Raw genomic sequence first — 18,608 nt, forward strand, 5'->3', positions numbered from 1 at the left:
AAGTTTTTTCATCGTTTCATTAGCACATAAATCCACTTTTATGTGGAAGGCTATCTTTATGTGGAGGTGTAGAAATGGGGAAGAAAACGTCAGGTGGCAAGGACGAGGCAGCGAATCTTGCTTGGTGGCAATTATCCCTAATTGGAGTAGGTTGCATTATAGGTACAGGTTTTTTCCTGGCATCAAGTATTGCAATCAAAATGACAGGTCCATCGGTCATTCTAGCCTTTATAATGGCTGCAAGTGCAACGTATATCGTGTTTGAAGCACTAGCGAAAATGTCTGCAAAGGATCCGCAGAAAGGGTCATTCCGTACCTATGCCAAAAAAGCATATGGACGTTGGGCCGGTTTTAGTAGTGGTTGGGTTTACTGGTGTTCGGAAATATTAATCATTGGCAGTCAGCTTACGGCGATTTCAATCTTGTCTAGATTTTGGTTTCCTAATGTTAAGTTATGGATATTTGCATCGATCTATGCCGTTTGCGGGCTCATTGTTCTTTTTATTGGAGCAAAAGCGTTTGGAAAATTAGAAAGCGTATACGCTGTAATGAAAATCGCCGCTATTTTTATGTTTATTGTGATTGCCATTTTAGCGCTGACAGGGACGCTTGAGGGCGACCAAAAGGCTGGGATTCCAGAAACAGTAAATGAATTCTTTCCAAACGGATTAATCGGGTTTTGGAGCGCTCTTTTATTTGCCTTTTACGCTCATGGAGGAATTGAAGTAATGGGCGTAATGGCTATCCATCTTAAAAATAAGGAGGACGCTCCCAAATCGGGTAAGGTCATGTTAGGGTTGCTTGGAATAATTTATGTTACCGCACTTTCGTTAGCGCTATTACTGATGCCATATGATAAGTTCAGAGAGAACAAAAGCCCTTTTGTTGAGGCTTTATCAGGTGTTAGTAATATCGAGTTTTTCCCGCATGTGTTTACAGCTGCAATTATTATTGCCGGGTTTTCAACGATGTCTGCATCCCTGTTTTCGGTTACCACGATACTTCTGACAATATCTGAAGATGGAGATGCTCCTAAAATATTCAGTAAACAAACGAAAAAGAAATTCAAAATGCCGTTACCTGCTATCGCTTTAACATCAACTGGGCTTGTACTTTCTATAGTTACCTCTTTATTATTGCCTGAAAAAGTGTACGAATATATAACCACTGCTGCGGCACTAATGCTGCTTTATAATTGGCTTTTCATTTTAGTCATGTATCACAGATTAATTGAGCCGACTACTGCGGATAAAGTAAAAAGAGTGATTGGAATGATTCTGGTCGTTGCCGCCGTTAGCGGAACACTCTTTCATAAAACAAGTCGACCAGGCTTTTTTATCAGTTTAGTTTTTCTTGCGGTAATCGGGATTGTAGTCATATCGTTGCGGAAAAGATGGAAGAAAGAAGAAGCTCAAAATAGTGCGTGATAGGCTTGAATACCAAAGTAAATCCCAAATCCGATCATGGCTAGGGACGAAAAAATGGAAATGAGCTTCAAAAGATTGGTGGATAAAAATCTGCGTGCACCACTGGATATAGTAGCCATTATAGTATCCCATAAAATAATACCGACTATGATGGCTATGCTATTGATAATGATTTGATTCCCTGAAAAGTTTTTGGCTGTTTCCGCAAGAACTGAACCATAGATCCCCAGCCAAAAAAGAATAGTAAGCGGATTCAAAAGTGACATGAAAAAACCTGATAATAAGGAACGTCTAAGACGAGTTTTTTTACCAAATCTCAAAGCTAACTCAATTTTATGTAGCGAAAGTAAACTCTCTATACCCGTATATGTAAGAACAAAACAACCAAACGACCAAAGAATTATTTTTACAAGAGGAAACTCAATAATTTGTCCAATCCCGAAATATACCATAATCATATACAAGACATCAGCTGTTAAAGCTCCAATACCAAAAATCCAGGCATGAAAAAATCCGTTTTTAATTCCCGTGTCTAGCTGCGCCGCGTTAACAGGGCCGATTGGAGCAGCCAAGGATACACCTAAAAAGATATAGGCAACTATTGAATTCATGAAAAAGTCCTCCCTTAAAATGATGTCTATGCATCTTATTCGAAGGGAGTGACCTGTACAACTATCTAAAGGAGAAATTCTACTTAAAAAAAGGACTTAGCAACAACCGCTGCTAGGTCCTTTTTTTACGCTGTTTTATTCGTTTTTTCAATTTCCTCGACTTTGATGAACTTAAAGACAATGAACAATAGGATGAATCCCAAAACACCTGCAGTAATATAGCTGACATTGAGAAAGTTTTTCATAGCAAGTGACATAATAGGGGGACCAGCTGCAACACCGATAAATCTCGCTGAGCTATAAAAAGAGGAAACCGTGCCCCTTAACTCTTTTTTTATGTTTTCTGTAATAATAGCGTCGAGTGCAGGCAATAATGCACCAATAGCTATTCCAACTATACTCGTTACCACTAACAGAAGGATCAGTTTTTTACTTGTAAACCCCACGAATATGACGCTGACGGACATTGCGATCAAGCACATAATCATTACTTTTTTTATCGTCTTTAGATCCCCTTTAATTTTTCGACCGGAAATAAACGAAGCAATACAAAGTAACAGAAGCGGTATGGCCAAAACAAACCCTTTTTTTATGCCCTTTATATCATGAACTTTTTCAAGGTTTTCTGATAGGAAAAATAACATACTGAATAATATCAGCATAACCAGGACCCCATTAAGGAATACGGTATACAACCATTTTCCTTCCACCTTGAATACTTTTTTTGTGTTACTTAAAAACTGCTTAAACTTCACAGGATCATCTTTTTCTTTGGGGACTTTAACAAAGAAAAAAATAAGTGCAAAAGAAATTAAACTAAGCGCTGAAATAGAGAAGAACGGCAGGAACCACAAAATAGCGGCAAATACTGAACCTAAGATGGGACTTAATACTTTTCCAAACGTGTTCGACGTTTCAATAATTCCTAAACAAGAACTCATTTTTTCATCATCATCTTGATAAAGGTCACCCACAAGTGGCAAAATAATTGGCATGGCTCCAGCCGCCCCTATTCCCTGTAGGATTCTACCAACGATAATCATTGTGTATGGGTCCTCCATTTTCCATGAAGCAAACCCGGCAATCAGACCCCCGATTAAAGCGAAGATTAAACTCGGTAATATAACCATTTTCCTACCAAAACGGTCTGATAAATAGCCGGCTACTGGTATTAGAAAAATAGCCGCGACTGAATAGCTTGTAATGATCATGCTCGACTGAAAAGATGTGATTCCGACCTTTTCTTCCAGTATCGGGAGCACTGGAATAAGCATGGAATTCCCTAGTGTCATGATAAGAGGGATTGAAGCCATACTTACAGTGCACCATATACTTACTTGTACCGTACTTTTTCCCATTACCACACCTCGACTAATCGTGTTTTTGACTAATACAGGTATGGTCTCCTTGTGTGTTCATTTTATGCGTTAAATGTTTTTGTATAGTCTTTTACTAAACAGTACTATGTGAAAAGGGGGGGGAATAATCACCAAACCTTGTGAGGGCGTATTAAAATAACGCTTGAAAAGCCTGCATGCCGAAGTAGATTCCGAAACCAATCATAATTATGGATGAAATAAGGGAGACGATTTTCAAAAGCTTGGTGGATAATAATTTACGAGCTCCACTCGATAAAAAGGACATAATAAAATCTACTAAAATAATGCCAACCAAAATGGCGATACTATTAATAATAATTTGATATCCTGTAGAGACTCCAGCCGTATTCGCGAGTATGGAACCATATATCCCTAGCCAAAAAAGGATGGTCAGTGGATTCAACAATGACATGAAGAATCCAGATAGTATTGATTTTCTAAGTCGGACTCTTTTACCGGATTTCAAATTCATCTCAATTTTATGTAGCGATAGTAAATTTTCTATACCCGTATACAACAGTACAAAACAGCCAAAAGACCAAAGAATTATTCTCATTAAAGGCGAATCAATAAATTGACCAACGCCAAAATACACTATGAACATATACATGATGTCGGTTGTCAAAGCACCAAGACTAAAAAACCAGGCATGAAAAAAACCATTTTTAATACCCGTATTTAATAAGACGGACTTAACCGGTCCAATTGGTGCAGCCATTGATATGCCTAAAAAGATATAGGTGAATATTGAATTCATGAATAGCCCTCCACTAATATGACGTCATTTCATTTTATTCAAAGGCGATGACTTATAGGACTATTTAAAGGGGGGAATTCAAATGGAATGTTTGAGGTTGTATTCTCTGCTTTAGAAGCGTTTTTATTAACATAATATTAAGTTGCGATGGCTCCGTTCATCTGATTAAAGACTGCCTTTATATAGTGGATTTGGTAAGAAGCAAAGATAAATCTCGATTTAGTAAACAACACTTTGCCTCGTGATTTCCGAAAAAAGATAATTCGTTGAAGTTGGATAACTTGTGATAAACTATTTTAGAAGCCGAAATAATTTACCAGGGGGAAATCATATGTCTAATGAAGTAAAAGTTATTTTCGCAAACAATCCAATTGTTTCGGGAAATGCTGCGATCAAACAATTCGTAGCCAATCAAAAGGCGGGGCATAGTTCTATATTAATCGGAGAAACACATTATATTGTGGTAAAAGAGTGTAAAGAAAAAGATATGACACTAGAGAAAGTTCGCGCAACAGCAGGGAATATTGCTCGAGATGTAAGCGCTCAAAAAGCCGAAACAGCAATTGTAGAAGCGCAAGTTCTTTCGGATGCCTATACAAAGTTGGATAAAGGATCTGTGCTGACAGCATTTACAGAAGGATGGGAACTAGGAGCGTACCAGTTTGTTACATATAAATCGGATGTCACAGCATTCCAAACTAAGCTTCATGTAGTTGGAGACGAAGCGAAGCCATTCGTTGAAGCAGGGAAGATTCGTGCGGCAGCAACTGCATTCTCACGCGACTTGATGAATGAACTGTCAAACGTCTTAAATCCAGAAACATTCCCGGAAGTATTGAAGAACAACTTTGAAGGTACTGGCGTTGAAGTGAATGTGTTCGATAAAGAAAAGCTTAAGGAAATGAAGATGAACGGCGTCCTGACAGTCGCGCGTGGCAGTATCTACAAGCCTTCATTCGTTGAACTAGTTTACAAAGGTGACGCATCGAAACCGCTTGTGGCACTCGTCGGTAAAGGCGTGACATTCGATACAGGTGGCATCAGCTTGAAGGGCGGCAAAGACCTAAGTGATATGCGCATAGATATGGGGGGAGCAGCTGCTGTTTCTGGTGCACTCACATTGCTTGCGAAATCGAACGCGAAAGTGAATGTCGTGGCACTTATTCCAATTGTGGAAAACATGCCTGACAACACATCAGTTTTACCAGGAGAAGTTATTACATACAAAAATGGATTGACGGTGCAAGTCGGCAATACCGATGCAGAAGGACGCCTCATTTTAGCAGATGCACTTATTCGTGCAGGCGAATGGAAAGCGGACTACATCGTCGATATCGCAACTCTCACAGGCGCAATCGTCAATGCACTCGGCACTGAAATCGGTGGCGTTTTCGGAGATGAAGAACTTTCTGCCCAAATGAAAAAAATCGGCGATCAAAACGGTGATTTCATCTGGCCGATGCCATTAGTCGAAGCGTATGATAAGTCTTTAGAAAGTGATTATGCGGACATGAACAACATCAGTTCATTAGGCGGGGCAGGATCCATCACGGCAGGCTTATTCCTTCGTCGTTTTGTACCGAAAGAAAGTAAATGGTTACATGTCGATATGGCGGGCATGATGAGTAAAAACAGTGCTTCAGGATACTATGCAAAATCCGCGACAGGCTACGGTGCACGCCTGTTGGCTGACTTTACAACATATGTTTCAAACTAAAAAAGAAAGTACTCAGTTATCTTGCTGGGTACTTTCTTGTTATTTGTGAAATTGACCGTGTAGTGCTCAAATTATATAGGTACTCATACAACTAACATCTACATATTACCTCTATTTCTACCTATTATTCCTGGTAGAATGAAAGGCTGGAAACTAATCAATATAAAAAAATTAGGATTTAGTGAAATTTGTTTTTATTGCAAGTGACGTGTACATTAGTGAATTCAGCATATGCACCTCCCAAAAGGCTCTTGTATTTTTCAGTGCGATTTACTGTACTTATACTTGTGAAGTAACTGCTGTAATTTAGAAGTAAATAGTTATTCAGGTTGTCTCATAATTCGTTTTGATGCAAAAAAGTAAACAAACCAATATATAACTAACAACTCCGAGAAAATTATTACAACCACTTTTATAAGAGGATTAGGACTAAACGAAGCCAAGTTGAAAAAAAGTAGCTGCACGATTAATAGGTTCATTAGTAGTTTTTGAAAAGACTGCTTAAGGGCCTTAATTGATACGGGATAAATACGGGAACTGTTATTTATCGAGTATTGTAAAGGAAGTAACTGGTACCCAGATAAAAATAACAGTGGAAAAGCTATAATCCAGCCATTAGCAGGAAAGAAAAAATGAATGCTAATCCCTATTAAGGTTAATCTTGCATACAAATAATAAAATTCATTATACCTAATAAACAAGTGTGAAAATAAGTATGTGTAAGAAGAAGATTGCTTATAAGTTATTACGTTCTTTATTAGCCAACCCAAGAACCTCCTGCGTTTAAACGAATGCTGAAGATGGGGGACATCAATATATAGATTAATAAATTTGTAAATCTTTAATAGGGACTTCTCTTCTTGGCTTATTAAATAGTCCCAATTAAGCCCCGTTCCTTTCTTATTAAATACATAGAACCAAATGAAGGAATTGATAATTAGTAAAGTACCTGCAATTACCCACAGACCCGTAAACATCAAATAAATAATAGTATAAAATGTTAGAAATCGAATGACTTTGTGAATTAACTTATGAAGTTTAGTAGTCATCCATTGTTCAATCCAAGTCAGGCGAATATTCAAGAGGATTAAGCCTGAAAAAGTAATAAGGACTGTAATCGAAATAATTTCAGTCTGTTTTACAAGAGGACTAATAATTATTAACATGATTAGTAGTTTGATTACATCCATAAAAGTGCTATAAAACATCGATTTTTTAAAATATGAGGATAACACTGTCTCTGCTGGCATTAAAAAGATGACATCAGCTTTTTTGACAAATGTCCGAATGTTCGTCATCAAAAAAGTAAACGTAATTACTAATGACGCTATCATTTCGGTTGGAAGAAAGGGAGGTAACCATTGAAGAAATTTCACGTAGTAATAAAGAAAAATACTACCAAAAATGATAAAAGAATAAAATACACCCATTGCAATAAGTGAAATGTATTTTACGATTTCAACATAAAATTCCTTCAATCTTTTATCCCATATTGAATTAATTTCCATTATATCACCATGACTTTCGAATATGTACTATACTATAAGGGATATTTACTAGGCAAAGTTATCCCTATAGTATATCTTATATAGTGAGTGTATACCATATATAGGAAGCCGTAGTCTATCCACAACCAATAAAATGCTTCCTAATCCTGTACATATTTTTTGTTAATAATCCAAGCAATTCAACAGTTCTCTAAATAACCGATATAATAATAGAAGTGAAATACAACAAAAAAAGAGGTATTAAATATGATCAAGACATTACGATTCTGGATAACGCTTCTCGTATCATTTGCGATGATTGGTATTCTCAGTATCACGTTGTTATCTGGATATTTTGTTACAAAAGAAAATTTAATAAATAACTCCCTAGAGATTAATAGAGTTTACTCAATGAAGCTGTCGCAACTAACGGAAGAAGTATTTAAAGGAATGCAAAGTAATTTGCAAGTTAAAGCGTCTGAAATGAGTGCTGAAATTGACGATGCTGAAAAGTTAACTGAAAAACTTGCGGACTTAATAAGCAGTAGTAAAAACTTTAACTCGCTCTCCGTTGTAAACAAAGATGGCGTAGTACTTGCCACCTCGCCGGAAGTGGGTATAGTAGGGAAGAAACTAGATACAGAAGGTCCAAAAGAAGCACTATATGAAAGAAAGAACCTGATCTCTACGCCTTACAGAGCTGCAACCGGCAGACTGCTTATTTTAATTTCCACCCCATTGTGGAACGAAAAAAATGAATACCTCGTTTTTTTAAGCGGCACGATTTATTTGCAGGAAGATAATATTATTCATGATATTCTTCATGAACACTTTGCTACGGACGGATCTTATGTGTGGGTAGTCGATAATAGGGGGATGCTGGTTTATCATCCAAATCCTGAACGTATTGGTGAGAATATCAGTGAAAATGAAGTTACACAAAAAGTACTGAGACATAAAAGTGGAGCACAAAAAGTTACAAACTCAGAAGGAAAGGAGTTTCTTGCTGGGTACACATACATTAAGTCGAGTAAGTGGGGAGTTGTTTCCCAAACACCTTATGTAGCAAGCATTGAACCTTTGAAGGGGATGGTCTACAAAATGTTACTGTATGCCCTTCCTTTTATCCTATTCTTTTTCTTGTTAACCATTGTTCTGTCCGGGAGATTATCATATCCGTTGCGTAAATTGGCGACATTTTCGGCAAATCTAAAAGAAAATGGGGGACAAAGCGAATGTGCTGACATTCCAACATGGTATTTTGAGGCTAAGCAGTTAAATGAAACAATTCACGAATACGCAAACAGTCAGCAACAGAGGGTTGAGGATTATAAGGAACGCTCCTACACAGACCCTCTTACCGGACTAAAGAATCGCAGGTACGGAGACAAAATCACTGCAAAATGGACTATGGAAAATCGACCATTTTCTATGATTATGATTGATATCGACCATTTTAAAGCTGTCAATGATCGATATGGCCATCAAATCGGAGATGAAGTGCTTAAGTTTCTATCTGGAAAAATGAGCGAAATTATACGGGGCGACGATGTCTGTATTAGATTGGGTGGGGAAGAGTTTGTAATCCTGCTAGCTGAAACGGATGTCAAGGAAGCAATGGATATCGCTGAAAGACTTCGTATAAATGTCACGTCAACTATATGTCCAACAAATAATAATATAACAATTTCATTAGGTGTCGGTAGTTATCATAGTAATCGGGAATCAATACTAGAACTATTCAGCAGGGTAGACAAAGCATTATATCAAGCAAAAGTGGATGGAAGGAATAGAGTTGTGCTATCTGAAAATTAAATAGCCTCGATTTTGCCCGTGAAATCACAAAAGGAAAGACCTCGTTACTTTAAACGAGGTCTTTCCTTTTATTCACAGACAAGCACTTGTCTGTGAAAATGTCCTTTTTTCGCAACACAGCGATCAGTAATGACGAATCCAGCCTCTTCAAGCATGTGATCGATTGTTTCAATCGTCACTACGATGACTTTCTTCGTAATCCGGCGTGCTTCCTTCAATATTTCAAGCTGTTCTTCAGGAGTAATATGTGTAAAAAGATTATAAGGCATGTCAATAATCGCAACATCATAGTCGTCAACGACTTCTGCAATAGGACCGATTTCTACAGTGCCTTCTAGCTCAAAGTGAGCAATGTTCTTTCTTGATCCCAAAACGACACGCGGGTTAATATCTCGTCCGACGATATTAATGCCCATCGACAATGCTTCAACCAGCACCGTACCAATGCCGCAACATGGATCGATGGCTCGTACACCTTTTGGATGCGGAATCGCAATATTGGCCACTGCTCTTGCGACACGTGTACTTAATGCCGTAGAGTACATATGCGGTTTTTTCTGATGAAGGAACCAGACCGACTCACTTTCAACAAGCTTCCCAAAATACCACTTACCATCTAATAAAACAATGCCAAACGTATTTGCAGGTGGGTTCACTAAGTCGGGAGTACCATTGACACGTAGTCCAATTTCACGCTCAATTTTCCTACGCTCCGGATGCCCAATCTTTTTCGTCGTATCGAGATCCGTTGTATTCAAACTGACGACTCTAAATGTAGAGCCACCTAAATCGTATTGTTCAACTTGTCGGGAGATTTCCTCAAGATTGTCGCCTTCATACATAATGTCCAGTCGTTCTTTCATAAATGCGCTGCGACTTGGATCAATTTCAATCGAACTTCTCAACACAGTAGAAGTGACATCAAAGCCGAAAAATGATCTCATCTCTAACATGCACAAATCATGCTCATCTGTGTGCTGCGTATATGTGTAAATAAAACCTAAATCATTCAATTAATTCCCATCCTTCATTGCGCTTCATCAACGGCCTCAACCATTTTGAATATAAAGTCATACATCAGTTGATAAACCTCAACAAAAGATAAATCTTCACTAAAACCTTCAATATAATTAAGTGCAAAATTCATATCCCATAACCCGTCTTCATTTGAAAACATCACACTATATTTAGCTCCATCTCCATGTAAATGCGTGTCAAGATATGCCTTCATGTCATTCCCGAATTTCTTTTGTAATTTTAGTCCGAATAGGGCTGTATAAGTTTCGAAGACATCATCAAGTTCTAGAACGACAGCGTCGACTCTGATTACTTCAAAAGCATTTGATTCTACGTAAACGAATTCATTCATATGATTTTTTAAGTAGGAAATGCTTTCATTTAGAAAGTTCTGATCTTCCTCCCGTATCAGATTTTCCGTCTCTTTCACGCACCGCTCTATGGCACTGAATTTAAACGCTTTCTCTACAACGGTTACATCACCGGCAATCAATTGATGTTTGGTGACATATTCTTTATCCACATTAAAGAACTCGATTTTATTATCCAGCGTATTTTCAGCAATATACTTTTCCATCTGTTTTTTTAACATTTCAGATCAGCTCCTTGACTAGAGAGGAATTGAATTATACTCTGTTCCTCTTACCTACTAGTATAGCCTACATTGTTTCATTAGGCTTTTAATTTGTAACACGTATTTCCTTCAACTATTTTTAAAAAAGTGGTCGAAGAAGATGGGGTTTATTTATATTGACAAATTGTCAACACAATTATACAATTCTTCATAGCGTCTAATTCTCGGTTAGTTTCAAGGAAAGGAGAATTGATAATGGCTAAAGACGTAATCAATTCGCCTCTTGGTTTGTTACTAAGGGAATTATTAAAAGAGCGTTCATTGTCAATGCGAAAACTAAGTGAACTTAGCAAAATCGATACAGCTACCATTTCACGAGTGATAAACGGTAAAAGAAAAGCGAACCTGCAACATTTAGAGCGATTTGCTGACTGTTTAGAAGTGCCTTTGGTCGATCTTGTTGAAGCAGCTGGTTACCCTATTGAACAGAAGCAGGAAGATTTTTTGTTGAAGAACCGTACATCTGCTGAAAGTATTCAGGAGGTTTTTGCATCTTCAGACGTGGCAAATCAAAATGTAACTGAAGCCGTCATCGAACAGAAGTTAGCAAAGTACCAACAGTATGTACAAACAGTAGAAGGAAAAAACGATATTCTTACTGGATTCGGAAAGAAGCTGGAAAGTGTGGGTAGCATCGGGCCACTTATTTGTCAGATGAAGGACTTATTCAAGAAGTTTCGTCTGGGGAAGGGTACACGGAGTGAACTTGCGATAATTGGAAGTGCATTATTATATTTTATCATTCCTTTAGACGCTATCCCTGACTATCTATTTGCCATTGGTTATTTAGATGATGCGATTGCAGTACAACTTGCTTCAAATTCAATAGGAAGAACTAACATAGAATAAAGCGATAGGTGGATTTTTGAATGAAAAGAAGCGAGCGAAGAAATAAGAAACGTAAAGGACTAAGAAATTTCTTTATAGTAACTACATTGATTTTGTTAGCGGGAATCATTTACGGAGTAGTCCAATACTATAGCGGATTATCTATGGCAAACGAAGGATCACTTAAAGATGACAGCGCGTCATTTGATGAATTTGAAGGTGCGGATCCACAATTTGGTGAAATTAATGTTCTGTTATTAGGTAGTGACTCCCGAGGAGAAGAAGATGCACGAGCTGACACGCTAATGATTGCTCATTATAACCAAACAACTCATCAGATGAAACTCGTATCTATTATGAGAGACACGTATGTGGATATCCCTAATCACGGAAGTCATAAGATCAATTCTGCCTTTTCACTTGGAGGTCCGGAACTTGTAAGACAAACGATTAAGCAAAATTTTGATATTGATATTCATTCCTATGCAATTGTTGACTTTACTGGATTTTCGAAAATCGTAGACGTTGTAGCTCCTAATGGGATAGAAGTTGATATTCCTTATGCCATGTCTCATGGAATTGGAATGACATTACAGCCTGGAAACCAAGTTTTAAATGGCGAACAGTTACTTGGCTATGTGCGTTTCCGCCACGATAAAAATAATGATTATGGGCGGGTGGAACGGCAGCAGGAAGCATTGTCGAAATTAAAGGATGAAGCTGTGAGCATCCACAGTTTACTAAACTTGCCTAAGTTACTCGGCGTTGTGGAGCCTTACGTTAATACAAATGTGGATAATCGAACAATCCTTACAATCGGTAAAGGTTTACTTCTTGGCAAGACTGATAAAATAGAGACGCTACGTATTCCTGTTGAACACTCTTTTGAAGAGAAGCGTGTAGCGGCAGGGGAAGTTCTAAGTATTGATTTCGAGCAAAACAAAGAGGCATTACAACAGTTTTTATCGACAGAGGACGAAGTGGTAGATGCTGAATTAGTCGAAGAGCAACCTGAAAACTAAGTAACGAACAAAAAATGGCGTACATGTCAGCTGACATGTACGCCATTTTATTATTCGTCTTCTTTATACCAAGGGTTTAAGTGAATCAAAACTTCATCTACATCTTCATTACTAGCCATGATGGTATCCTTGATTTTTCGTGAAGCATCATGCCCTTCTTGGATAGTCATTTCACCTGGTACACCTACACGCAGGTCTACAAGAATATAATGTCCATGTTCCCGAGCTCGCAAACGGTCAATCCGTTTCACTTCAGGGATTGTCATGATTAAGGCCGCGAATCCATCCAGTCTGTGCCGGCTTATATTTTTCTCCATTAGGACATCCATTGCTTCTTTTCCGATATCATAAGCAAGTTTGAGCACTAAAAACGACACAATGATACCGGCAACCGGATCACCGTAAGAGAGGAAGTGAATGTTGTACAGATCACCAACAAGTGCAAGTCCAATTCCGACAACAGCTGCTAGGGAGGCGTAAACGTCTGCCAAGTGGTCATAGGCGGTCGCAATCAACCCTTTACTATTGGTCAATTTACCAATCCGGATTGTATAGACATACAAGGCATGTTTCCATATTAGCGAAATGAATGCAGTTAGTAAGGCTATTAAACTAGCCTTTGCTGGTTCCTCAAAAAGTGCAGAAATTGCTTCATACGCAATATAAATGGCGGCTAATCCTAAAATCAGTGCAACAATGGCAGAACTGATGACTTCCGCTTTTCCATGACCATAAGGATGGTCATCATCAGCGGGACGTTTGGATATTCGCATTGAGGTCAGAGCAGCACCGCTGGCAATCACGTCGCCTGCATTATGGAAACCGTCAGCTAGAAGGACCGGACTTTGAAAGAGGAAGCCCACAACAAGTTTAATCCCTGTTAGGAGGATATTGCTTATTAAACTAATCCAAACCGCAATTATTGAAGCGCTTGAATGACTATGCTTATTCATCAATGATGACCTCCTATTGATATGTTTCCCGAGGGAAACAAAAAACCTTGACAGGCTCCTGTCAAGGTTTTTGGGTATTCGTATAATCGTTTAAGTTGAATGCATTCATAGCTATCACTCGCTAAATTAAGACGTTTTCCAATTGTAACACTGCCAGATTCAGACAGCAAGGAAAAGTGCTAGCACTTCATCAATTCTTTACCATAGGTCTTGAACAAATGAATATCTATTTAAACTGAGCAAAGGCGCCTTAGCGAATCCAATGAAATTCTTTATATCAACATCACTCGTGTTAAATAACCAATTAATAACTTAATTGACTACTAGGCGCTCGGTGTACAGTTGCTTCTGGCTCGCTTTGGATTTAACAACTTCTATACATAACTGAGCTATTTTTATGTATAGAGATGCGACTTCGCCGCATCCCTATACATTTTCTTCAGTAATCGCCTGGTGGTCGTTCATCAGTCGCTCTCCAAAGGCAAAGGTACACGAAGTGCTAATGCTTTTGGGAACGGGGGAATAGAGGGTTCCTAACTGGGTAAAAGCCGCCAAAGATCCAATTTTGGCGGCTGAAGCTTTCTCTATGGTCTTTTCTTTTCTTATTTTAGGAAGTGTTACTTTCTATAGGAGCTTACATGATGTGGAGTATAAGCCTCACTAAATTACACATTGTACAATGTACCAGAGTGCCCGAAATTGCATCTTTGGGCACTTATACCTTGTGAAAAAGGTTGTTCTTCTTTACTTCTAAAGCAACTGCATTTTTCACTTAATTAGTGTAGGTTTGCGACAGGTACTTAGTCACACCCTCTCCCCCGTTAATCATATCGGGAATAGTGTGCCGAAAGCGAGCCGGAAATGATCCAGTGAAAATGGAAGTTTTCAAGCCTCTTCTTACCTGTTATTTATGCAAGCAAATGGTTAATCAACAGACGAGTTTCAACTTATTATAAAGGAGAAAATTATGATGTATACTACCCCCGTTTAGAATAAATTATCAAGATTTAGGAGATAGTGAAACTAACAGTATACAAAAAGGGAGGTGATCTTGATGAGTTTTTTGCAAGGAGGGGAGGATAGTCACAATAATGGAACATCCTCTCAGAATGACAAGGTGCTCATTACGATTGCCGCTATTAAGAACGAGTTAACTGGAATAAATGATGCCGTATTTAAAGACATTCAAACACCCGATGAGCTAGTGACGATCATTTACTTTAGCTCACTTATCGAAAAGCTTACTTTGTACAGAACTGTTATTTTTCCATTGTTAGATCAAAAGGAAGACTTGCTAAAATCGGCTGATGTGCCAGAGAAAGTCAATCTTTCTGGTGTTTTATTTTCAATCACTGAAGGAAATACGATCGTATATTTTCATAAAAAAAATCTATTTATAACTGTTCATACATATAGCCCTCCCATGAGTTCAATTATTGGGTCTGATACCGAATCGAGCGTCATTGGCCCGCAAGATGCCTTTACCGAATCGTTAAAAACAAACCTATCACTAATAAAAAGAAGGCTTCGAAATACGGGTCTAAAAAACGAGGACTACACCATAGGAACTGAAACAAATACTAAAATTTCTGTCGTTTATATGGAGCATATTGTGAATAAGGACAATTTGGATAAAGTATTAAAAAAAATTTCTGAAATTAAACATCCGGGATTTAATGATATCTCCGTATTAAAACAACTAATGGATGATCATCCATTTTCACCATTCCCGCAATTTCATGGGACGGTTAGACCTGATGCTGCAGTAAACTATTTGTTAGACGGAAGAGTCGCTATTTTAATGAATAACAGTCAAGCACTGTTAATTTGTCCAATTTCATTTTTTGAACTATTTACTTCCCCTGAAGACTATTATAACCGATGGACAACGGCCTCACTTCTTCGTGCTCTTCGTTTTTTTGGTTTTTTCTTAACGATAATATTAACGCCTACGTATATTTCAGTGCTATCTCATCATCCGGAAATGTTGCCTTTTAATGTTTTGCTAAACTTACAAGAGTCTAGAGGAAAGGTTCCTTTTTCTCCTGTTCTTGAAGTGCTATTTATGGAACTCGTTATTGAAATATTAAGAGAAGCCGGCACACGAATGCCGACAAAAATTGGTCAAACGATAGGTATTGTTGGCGGGATTGTCATTGGAACAGCTGCGGTTGAAGCAAGTCTTGTGAGTAATGTACTTATTGTTTTAGTCGCGATTTCAGCGCTGTTGTCCTTTTTACCGCCGAATTTTGTAATGAGTAACGCGAGTCGTTCGATTCGCTATTTATTTATTGTGGCCGCGGGTATGTTTGGACTATACGGTCAGATGATTGCATTTGCATGGCTTTTTCATCATTTATTAAGTTTAACTTCTTTAGGGACCCCATATATGACGCCCGTAATACCAAGGAAATGGTCAGATTATCTAAACAGTGTTGTGCGTGTGCCAACTTTGTACCGTAGACGAAAGGCGGGTATTTCAAGGGCACAGAGTACAAAAAAACCTCCTGTAGAAGGGGGGAAATGAGTAATGGATAATACTAAATTAAAAGTACTGAATAGTTACCATGTCGTGTTTCTTGTTCAAAATGTGATTGTAGGGACCACTGTCTTGTCATTGCCGAATCGAATAAGCGCAATGGGCTACAGTCAGTGGTGGATGCCCCTATTGTTTGGGATTATCGCAAATATCGCACTTATTCCGATGATATGGCTAGGTCTAAAATATACTGACGATAATTTATTCGCCATTCATGAAAAACTGCTTGGCAAATGGCTAGGGAAGAGTTTAAATGTTGTTCTGCTGGTCTATTTCATCATAGTGATAGCAGCCGTCTGCGCAAGTTACTTTCAATTAATCCAAGTTAGTGCACTTATAGACCGTACAATTACAGGCCCTCTACTCATTTTTTTACTCTTGCTCATTTACATCGTAAGCGGCGAGATTAAATCAATCGCACGATTTTGTATCATGGCCTTTTTCTTAACAATAGGATCCGTTTACTTTTTGAAATGGGGTTTTGTTGCGGGGGATATTCGTCATATGATGCCTTTTTTTAACTTCAATAAGCAGGAGTTTTACACAGCAACTAAAAAAGGGTTACTAGCGGTTGGCGGTTTCGAATTAATATTGTTTTATTTTCCACATATCATCAATCAAAAAAAAACATTGAAACATGTTTCAATTGGAATATGGATATCCGTTTTGTTCACTTTTGCATTCACCTTCGTGAGTGTAATGTATTATTCGGATTGGCAACTTAAAAATGTTTTGTATCCCGTTTTAGGATTATTTAAAGAAGTAGAATTATCATTTCTAGAACGAATCGACGTTTTAGCCATGACGATGTGGGTGTTTCTTATTTTATCTACGACTGCTGCTTACTTGTGGGTTGCAAAGAGAGGGTTAGATTCAATTCGATCAACATCTAAGAAGGCACATCTATACATTATAGCAGCGCTCGTCTACGTAATTGTCCAATTTCCATTTATGGAAGAGTTTCAAAAGCTGTTGTTTGAACGTGTTTTTTACGTTATGTATGCGCTGTTTATATGGCCAGTTGTATTATGTATAATCCATGTACTTAAACAAAAAAAGAACGAGGGATAGAGATGTGGAAAATTAATTTACGACTGCTTATTATATGTTCCGTTTTCATAGCAGGTTGCACGCAAGATGGCCAGCGGGGTTCCGTGGAAGATTTAGCGTTAGTCAGTAGCGTTGCCCTCGATTACGTGAATGATAAAGAAATGTGGATGACCGTATCGATACCCCAACCAATGGGCGAGTCTCCAGTACTAACGGAAGTCTATTCAGTTAACACAGAGATGGTACAAGAAGGTCTTGTCAAAATATCTTCTGAAGCAGACAAAATGATTATATTAAACCAGCTACGTACAGTTTTAGTTAATGAAGAGTTTGCGAAGAGTGGAAAGATGACGCAAGTAATTGAACATTTTTATAGAGATTCAACAGTTGGGAATAAAGTTCGTCTTGCAGTGGTAAAAGATAGAGCGGAAGATATTCTACAAGCCGATTACCCTGAAAATGAACATCTGGATGCTTATTTGAATGATTTGTTTCAGCCTAAACTCCATAATTCTTTTAGTCCTTTTACAACGATTCAAGAGTACATGAACACCCAAACAAGTCCGATATATCATACGATGGTTCCTTTTTTAGAAAAAAAGGGGAAATCACTTAAAATCACTAGTATCGCTTTGTTTAATAATGAAAAAATGGTTCAAACGATTACGAATCAGGAATCGTTACTAATTCAAGCGTTGAAAGGACTTCAAAAGCTTTCGCCAATTGCAGTTGAATTCAAAGAAAGTGAGAAGGATCAACAACTATTTCTTGAACAAATTAAAAACAAATTAAAAATAAAGAGCAATAAAGATATTGAATCTCCAGAGTTGTCCATTTCACTTGAAATAGAAGGAGTGATTGTTGAATATAAGGGGAAAAGGGATCTTAGTAAAGTTGAGGAGAATAAAAAGCTTGAAAAAGAAATTAGCAAACACATAAAAAAAGAAATAGAAGATTTGCTGAAAAAGTTACAGGAATTGAAAGTTGACCCAGTTGGATTTAGTGAGAATTTTAGAATGTATCACAAAGGGAAATGGACGGATGAATTAACGGAGAAAATAATAGAAACGGCAGAATACAAGGTAGATGTGGATTTTAAAATTCTTAACGCAGGTATTATAAAGTAAATCAAACATGTCTTACGGTAAATATGTTGTGATTAGTTCGTCGAAAGCGAACGGGAGATGATCCAGTGAAAATGGATCTTCCCAAGCCCTACTCACCAATATTTCATGCGAATAAATGCTTCACTAACAGAAGTGAAGAAAATTGTTCTATTGGTGATATGACAAGTGCAATGATCGGTTGCACTTTTTATAACTAATACAAATTATTGCAATACAGTCAATCTGTAATTATTGTTGCAATCATG

At 37.8% G+C, this 18,608-nt stretch carries 15 protein-coding genes; 8 read left to right on the forward strand and 7 right to left on the reverse strand.

Going from position 1 to position 18,608, the window contains the following annotated elements; all coding sequences use genetic code 11:
- Window positions 1–74 precede the first annotated feature (74 nt).
- Window positions 75–1,427 carry an amino acid permease gene (locus AZE41_RS05755; protein ID WP_067206690.1) on the forward strand — a complete coding sequence of 451 codons (1,353 nt, stop codon included), beginning with the start codon at window positions 75–77 and terminating at the stop codon, window positions 1,425–1,427.
- Here AZE41_RS05755 and AZE41_RS05760 read toward each other — a convergent pair.
- The 3 genes from AZE41_RS05760 to AZE41_RS05770 all read right to left on the reverse strand — a co-directional run bounded on the left by AZE41_RS05760 (window position 1,412) and on the right by AZE41_RS05770 (window position 4,174).
- Window positions 1,412–2,038 (reverse strand): LysE family transporter, encoded by a 627-nt coding sequence (locus AZE41_RS05760; protein ID WP_067206692.1) that lies wholly within the window; start codon window positions 2,036–2,038, stop codon window positions 1,412–1,414. The two genes, AZE41_RS05755 and AZE41_RS05760, sit on opposite strands and share 16 nt — an antisense overlap.
- Before the next feature lie 125 nt (window positions 2,039–2,163).
- Window positions 2,164–3,396 carry an MFS transporter gene (locus tag AZE41_RS05765; RefSeq protein WP_067206693.1) on the reverse strand — a complete coding sequence of 411 codons (1,233 nt, stop codon included), beginning with the start codon at window positions 3,394–3,396 and terminating at the stop codon, window positions 2,164–2,166.
- Window positions 3,397–3,547: 151 nt separating this feature from the next.
- Complete coding sequence (locus AZE41_RS05770) at window positions 3,548–4,174, reverse strand: LysE family transporter (RefSeq protein ID WP_067206695.1); 627 nt, start codon at window positions 4,172–4,174, stop codon at window positions 3,548–3,550.
- A 331-nt stretch (window positions 4,175–4,505) separates the two neighbouring features.
- Here AZE41_RS05770 and AZE41_RS05775 point away from each other — a divergent pair, with 331 nt between their 5' ends.
- Complete coding sequence (locus AZE41_RS05775) at window positions 4,506–5,891, forward strand: leucyl aminopeptidase family protein (protein ID WP_067206697.1); 1,386 nt, start codon at window positions 4,506–4,508, stop codon at window positions 5,889–5,891.
- Between the two features lie 320 nt (window positions 5,892–6,211).
- Here AZE41_RS05775 and AZE41_RS23630 read toward each other — a convergent pair whose 3' ends face one another.
- Entirely contained in the window at window positions 6,212–7,399 is a 1,188-nt protein-coding gene (locus AZE41_RS23630) for an ABC transporter permease (protein ID WP_067206699.1), read from the reverse strand.
- 246 nt (window positions 7,400–7,645) lie between these two features.
- Here AZE41_RS23630 and AZE41_RS05785 point away from each other — a divergent pair, with 246 nt between their 5' ends.
- The gene (locus AZE41_RS05785; RefSeq protein ID WP_067206701.1) at window positions 7,646–9,193 is read left to right on the forward strand and encodes a sensor domain-containing diguanylate cyclase; all 1,548 of its coding nucleotides are present in this window, start codon (window positions 7,646–7,648) and stop codon (window positions 9,191–9,193) included.
- A 68-nt stretch (window positions 9,194–9,261) separates the two neighbouring features.
- Here AZE41_RS05785 and AZE41_RS05790 read toward each other — a convergent pair whose 3' ends face one another.
- Together AZE41_RS05790 and AZE41_RS05795 are read right to left on the reverse strand one after the other, a co-directional pair.
- Entirely contained in the window at window positions 9,262–10,146 is an 885-nt protein-coding gene (locus AZE41_RS05790) for a TRM11 family SAM-dependent methyltransferase (protein WP_082786795.1), read from the reverse strand.
- A gap of 74 nt (window positions 10,147–10,220) precedes the next feature.
- Window positions 10,221–10,802 carry a branched-chain amino acid aminotransferase gene (locus AZE41_RS05795; protein ID WP_082786502.1) on the reverse strand — a complete coding sequence of 194 codons (582 nt, stop codon included), beginning with the start codon at window positions 10,800–10,802 and terminating at the stop codon, window positions 10,221–10,223.
- 237 nt (window positions 10,803–11,039) lie between these two features.
- On the opposite strand from AZE41_RS05795, the gene AZE41_RS05800 reads away from it, so the two are divergent.
- Both AZE41_RS05800 and AZE41_RS05805 read left to right on the forward strand, forming a co-directional pair.
- Entirely contained in the window at window positions 11,040–11,693 is a 654-nt protein-coding gene (locus tag AZE41_RS05800) for a DUF1232 domain-containing protein (RefSeq protein ID WP_067206706.1), read from the forward strand.
- Between the two features lie 20 nt (window positions 11,694–11,713).
- Window positions 11,714–12,694, forward strand: a complete 981-nt coding sequence (locus AZE41_RS05805; protein WP_067206709.1) for an LCP family protein — start codon at window positions 11,714–11,716, stop codon at window positions 12,692–12,694.
- A 50-nt stretch (window positions 12,695–12,744) separates the two neighbouring features.
- Here AZE41_RS05805 and AZE41_RS05810 read toward each other — a convergent pair whose 3' ends face one another.
- On the reverse strand, window positions 12,745–13,647 hold the full coding sequence (locus AZE41_RS05810; RefSeq protein WP_067206712.1) for a cation diffusion facilitator family transporter: 903 nt from the start codon (window positions 13,645–13,647) through the stop codon (window positions 12,745–12,747).
- A gap of 1,054 nt (window positions 13,648–14,701) precedes the next feature.
- On the opposite strand from AZE41_RS05810, the gene AZE41_RS05815 reads away from it, so the two are divergent.
- The 3 genes from AZE41_RS05815 to AZE41_RS05825 are packed head-to-tail and all read left to right on the forward strand — an operon-like array spanning window position 14,702 to window position 18,363.
- Window positions 14,702–16,174 carry a spore germination protein gene (locus AZE41_RS05815; protein WP_082786503.1) on the forward strand — a complete coding sequence of 491 codons (1,473 nt, stop codon included), beginning with the start codon at window positions 14,702–14,704 and terminating at the stop codon, window positions 16,172–16,174.
- A gap of 3 nt (window positions 16,175–16,177) precedes the next feature.
- Entirely contained in the window at window positions 16,178–17,257 is a 1,080-nt protein-coding gene (locus AZE41_RS05820) for a GerAB/ArcD/ProY family transporter (RefSeq protein ID WP_067206714.1), read from the forward strand.
- A gap of 2 nt (window positions 17,258–17,259) precedes the next feature.
- The gene (locus AZE41_RS05825; protein WP_067206716.1) at window positions 17,260–18,363 is read left to right on the forward strand and encodes a Ger(x)C family spore germination protein; all 1,104 of its coding nucleotides are present in this window, start codon (window positions 17,260–17,262) and stop codon (window positions 18,361–18,363) included.
- The last annotated feature ends 245 nt before the right edge of the window (window positions 18,364–18,608 follow it).

The sequence above is a fragment of the Sporosarcina psychrophila genome (assembly GCF_001590685.1).
GTDB classification, from domain to species: domain Bacteria; phylum Bacillota; class Bacilli; order Bacillales_A; family Planococcaceae; genus Sporosarcina; species Sporosarcina psychrophila.

Excerpts from the sequence above, each read along its gene's own strand:
- AZE41_RS05755 (WP_067206690.1), top strand. The coding sequence starts at position 75 with ATGGGGAAGAAAACGTCAGGTGGCAAGGACGAGGCAGCGAATCTTGCT.
- AZE41_RS05760 (WP_067206692.1), bottom strand. The coding sequence starts at position 2,038 with ATGAATTCAATAGTTGCCTATATCTTTTTAGGTGTATCCTTGGCTGCT.
- AZE41_RS05765 (WP_067206693.1), bottom strand. The coding sequence starts at position 3,396 with ATGGGAAAAAGTACGGTACAAGTAAGTATATGGTGCACTGTAAGTATG.
- AZE41_RS05770 (WP_067206695.1), bottom strand. The coding sequence starts at position 4,174 with ATGAATTCAATATTCACCTATATCTTTTTAGGCATATCAATGGCTGCA.
- AZE41_RS05775 (WP_067206697.1), top strand. The coding sequence starts at position 4,506 with ATGTCTAATGAAGTAAAAGTTATTTTCGCAAACAATCCAATTGTTTCG.
- AZE41_RS23630 (WP_067206699.1), bottom strand. The coding sequence starts at position 7,399 with ATGGAAATTAATTCAATATGGGATAAAAGATTGAAGGAATTTTATGTT.
- AZE41_RS05785 (WP_067206701.1), top strand. The coding sequence starts at position 7,646 with ATGATCAAGACATTACGATTCTGGATAACGCTTCTCGTATCATTTGCG.
- AZE41_RS05790 (WP_082786795.1), bottom strand. The coding sequence starts at position 10,146 with ATGTTAGAGATGAGATCATTTTTCGGCTTTGATGTCACTTCTACTGTG.
- AZE41_RS05795 (WP_082786502.1), bottom strand. The coding sequence starts at position 10,802 with ATGTTAAAAAAACAGATGGAAAAGTATATTGCTGAAAATACGCTGGAT.
- AZE41_RS05800 (WP_067206706.1), top strand. The coding sequence starts at position 11,040 with ATGGCTAAAGACGTAATCAATTCGCCTCTTGGTTTGTTACTAAGGGAA.
- AZE41_RS05805 (WP_067206709.1), top strand. The coding sequence starts at position 11,714 with ATGAAAAGAAGCGAGCGAAGAAATAAGAAACGTAAAGGACTAAGAAAT.
- AZE41_RS05810 (WP_067206712.1), bottom strand. The coding sequence starts at position 13,647 with ATGAATAAGCATAGTCATTCAAGCGCTTCAATAATTGCGGTTTGGATT.
- AZE41_RS05815 (WP_082786503.1), top strand. The coding sequence starts at position 14,702 with ATGAGTTTTTTGCAAGGAGGGGAGGATAGTCACAATAATGGAACATCC.
- AZE41_RS05820 (WP_067206714.1), top strand. The coding sequence starts at position 16,178 with ATGGATAATACTAAATTAAAAGTACTGAATAGTTACCATGTCGTGTTT.
- AZE41_RS05825 (WP_067206716.1), top strand. The coding sequence starts at position 17,260 with ATGTGGAAAATTAATTTACGACTGCTTATTATATGTTCCGTTTTCATA.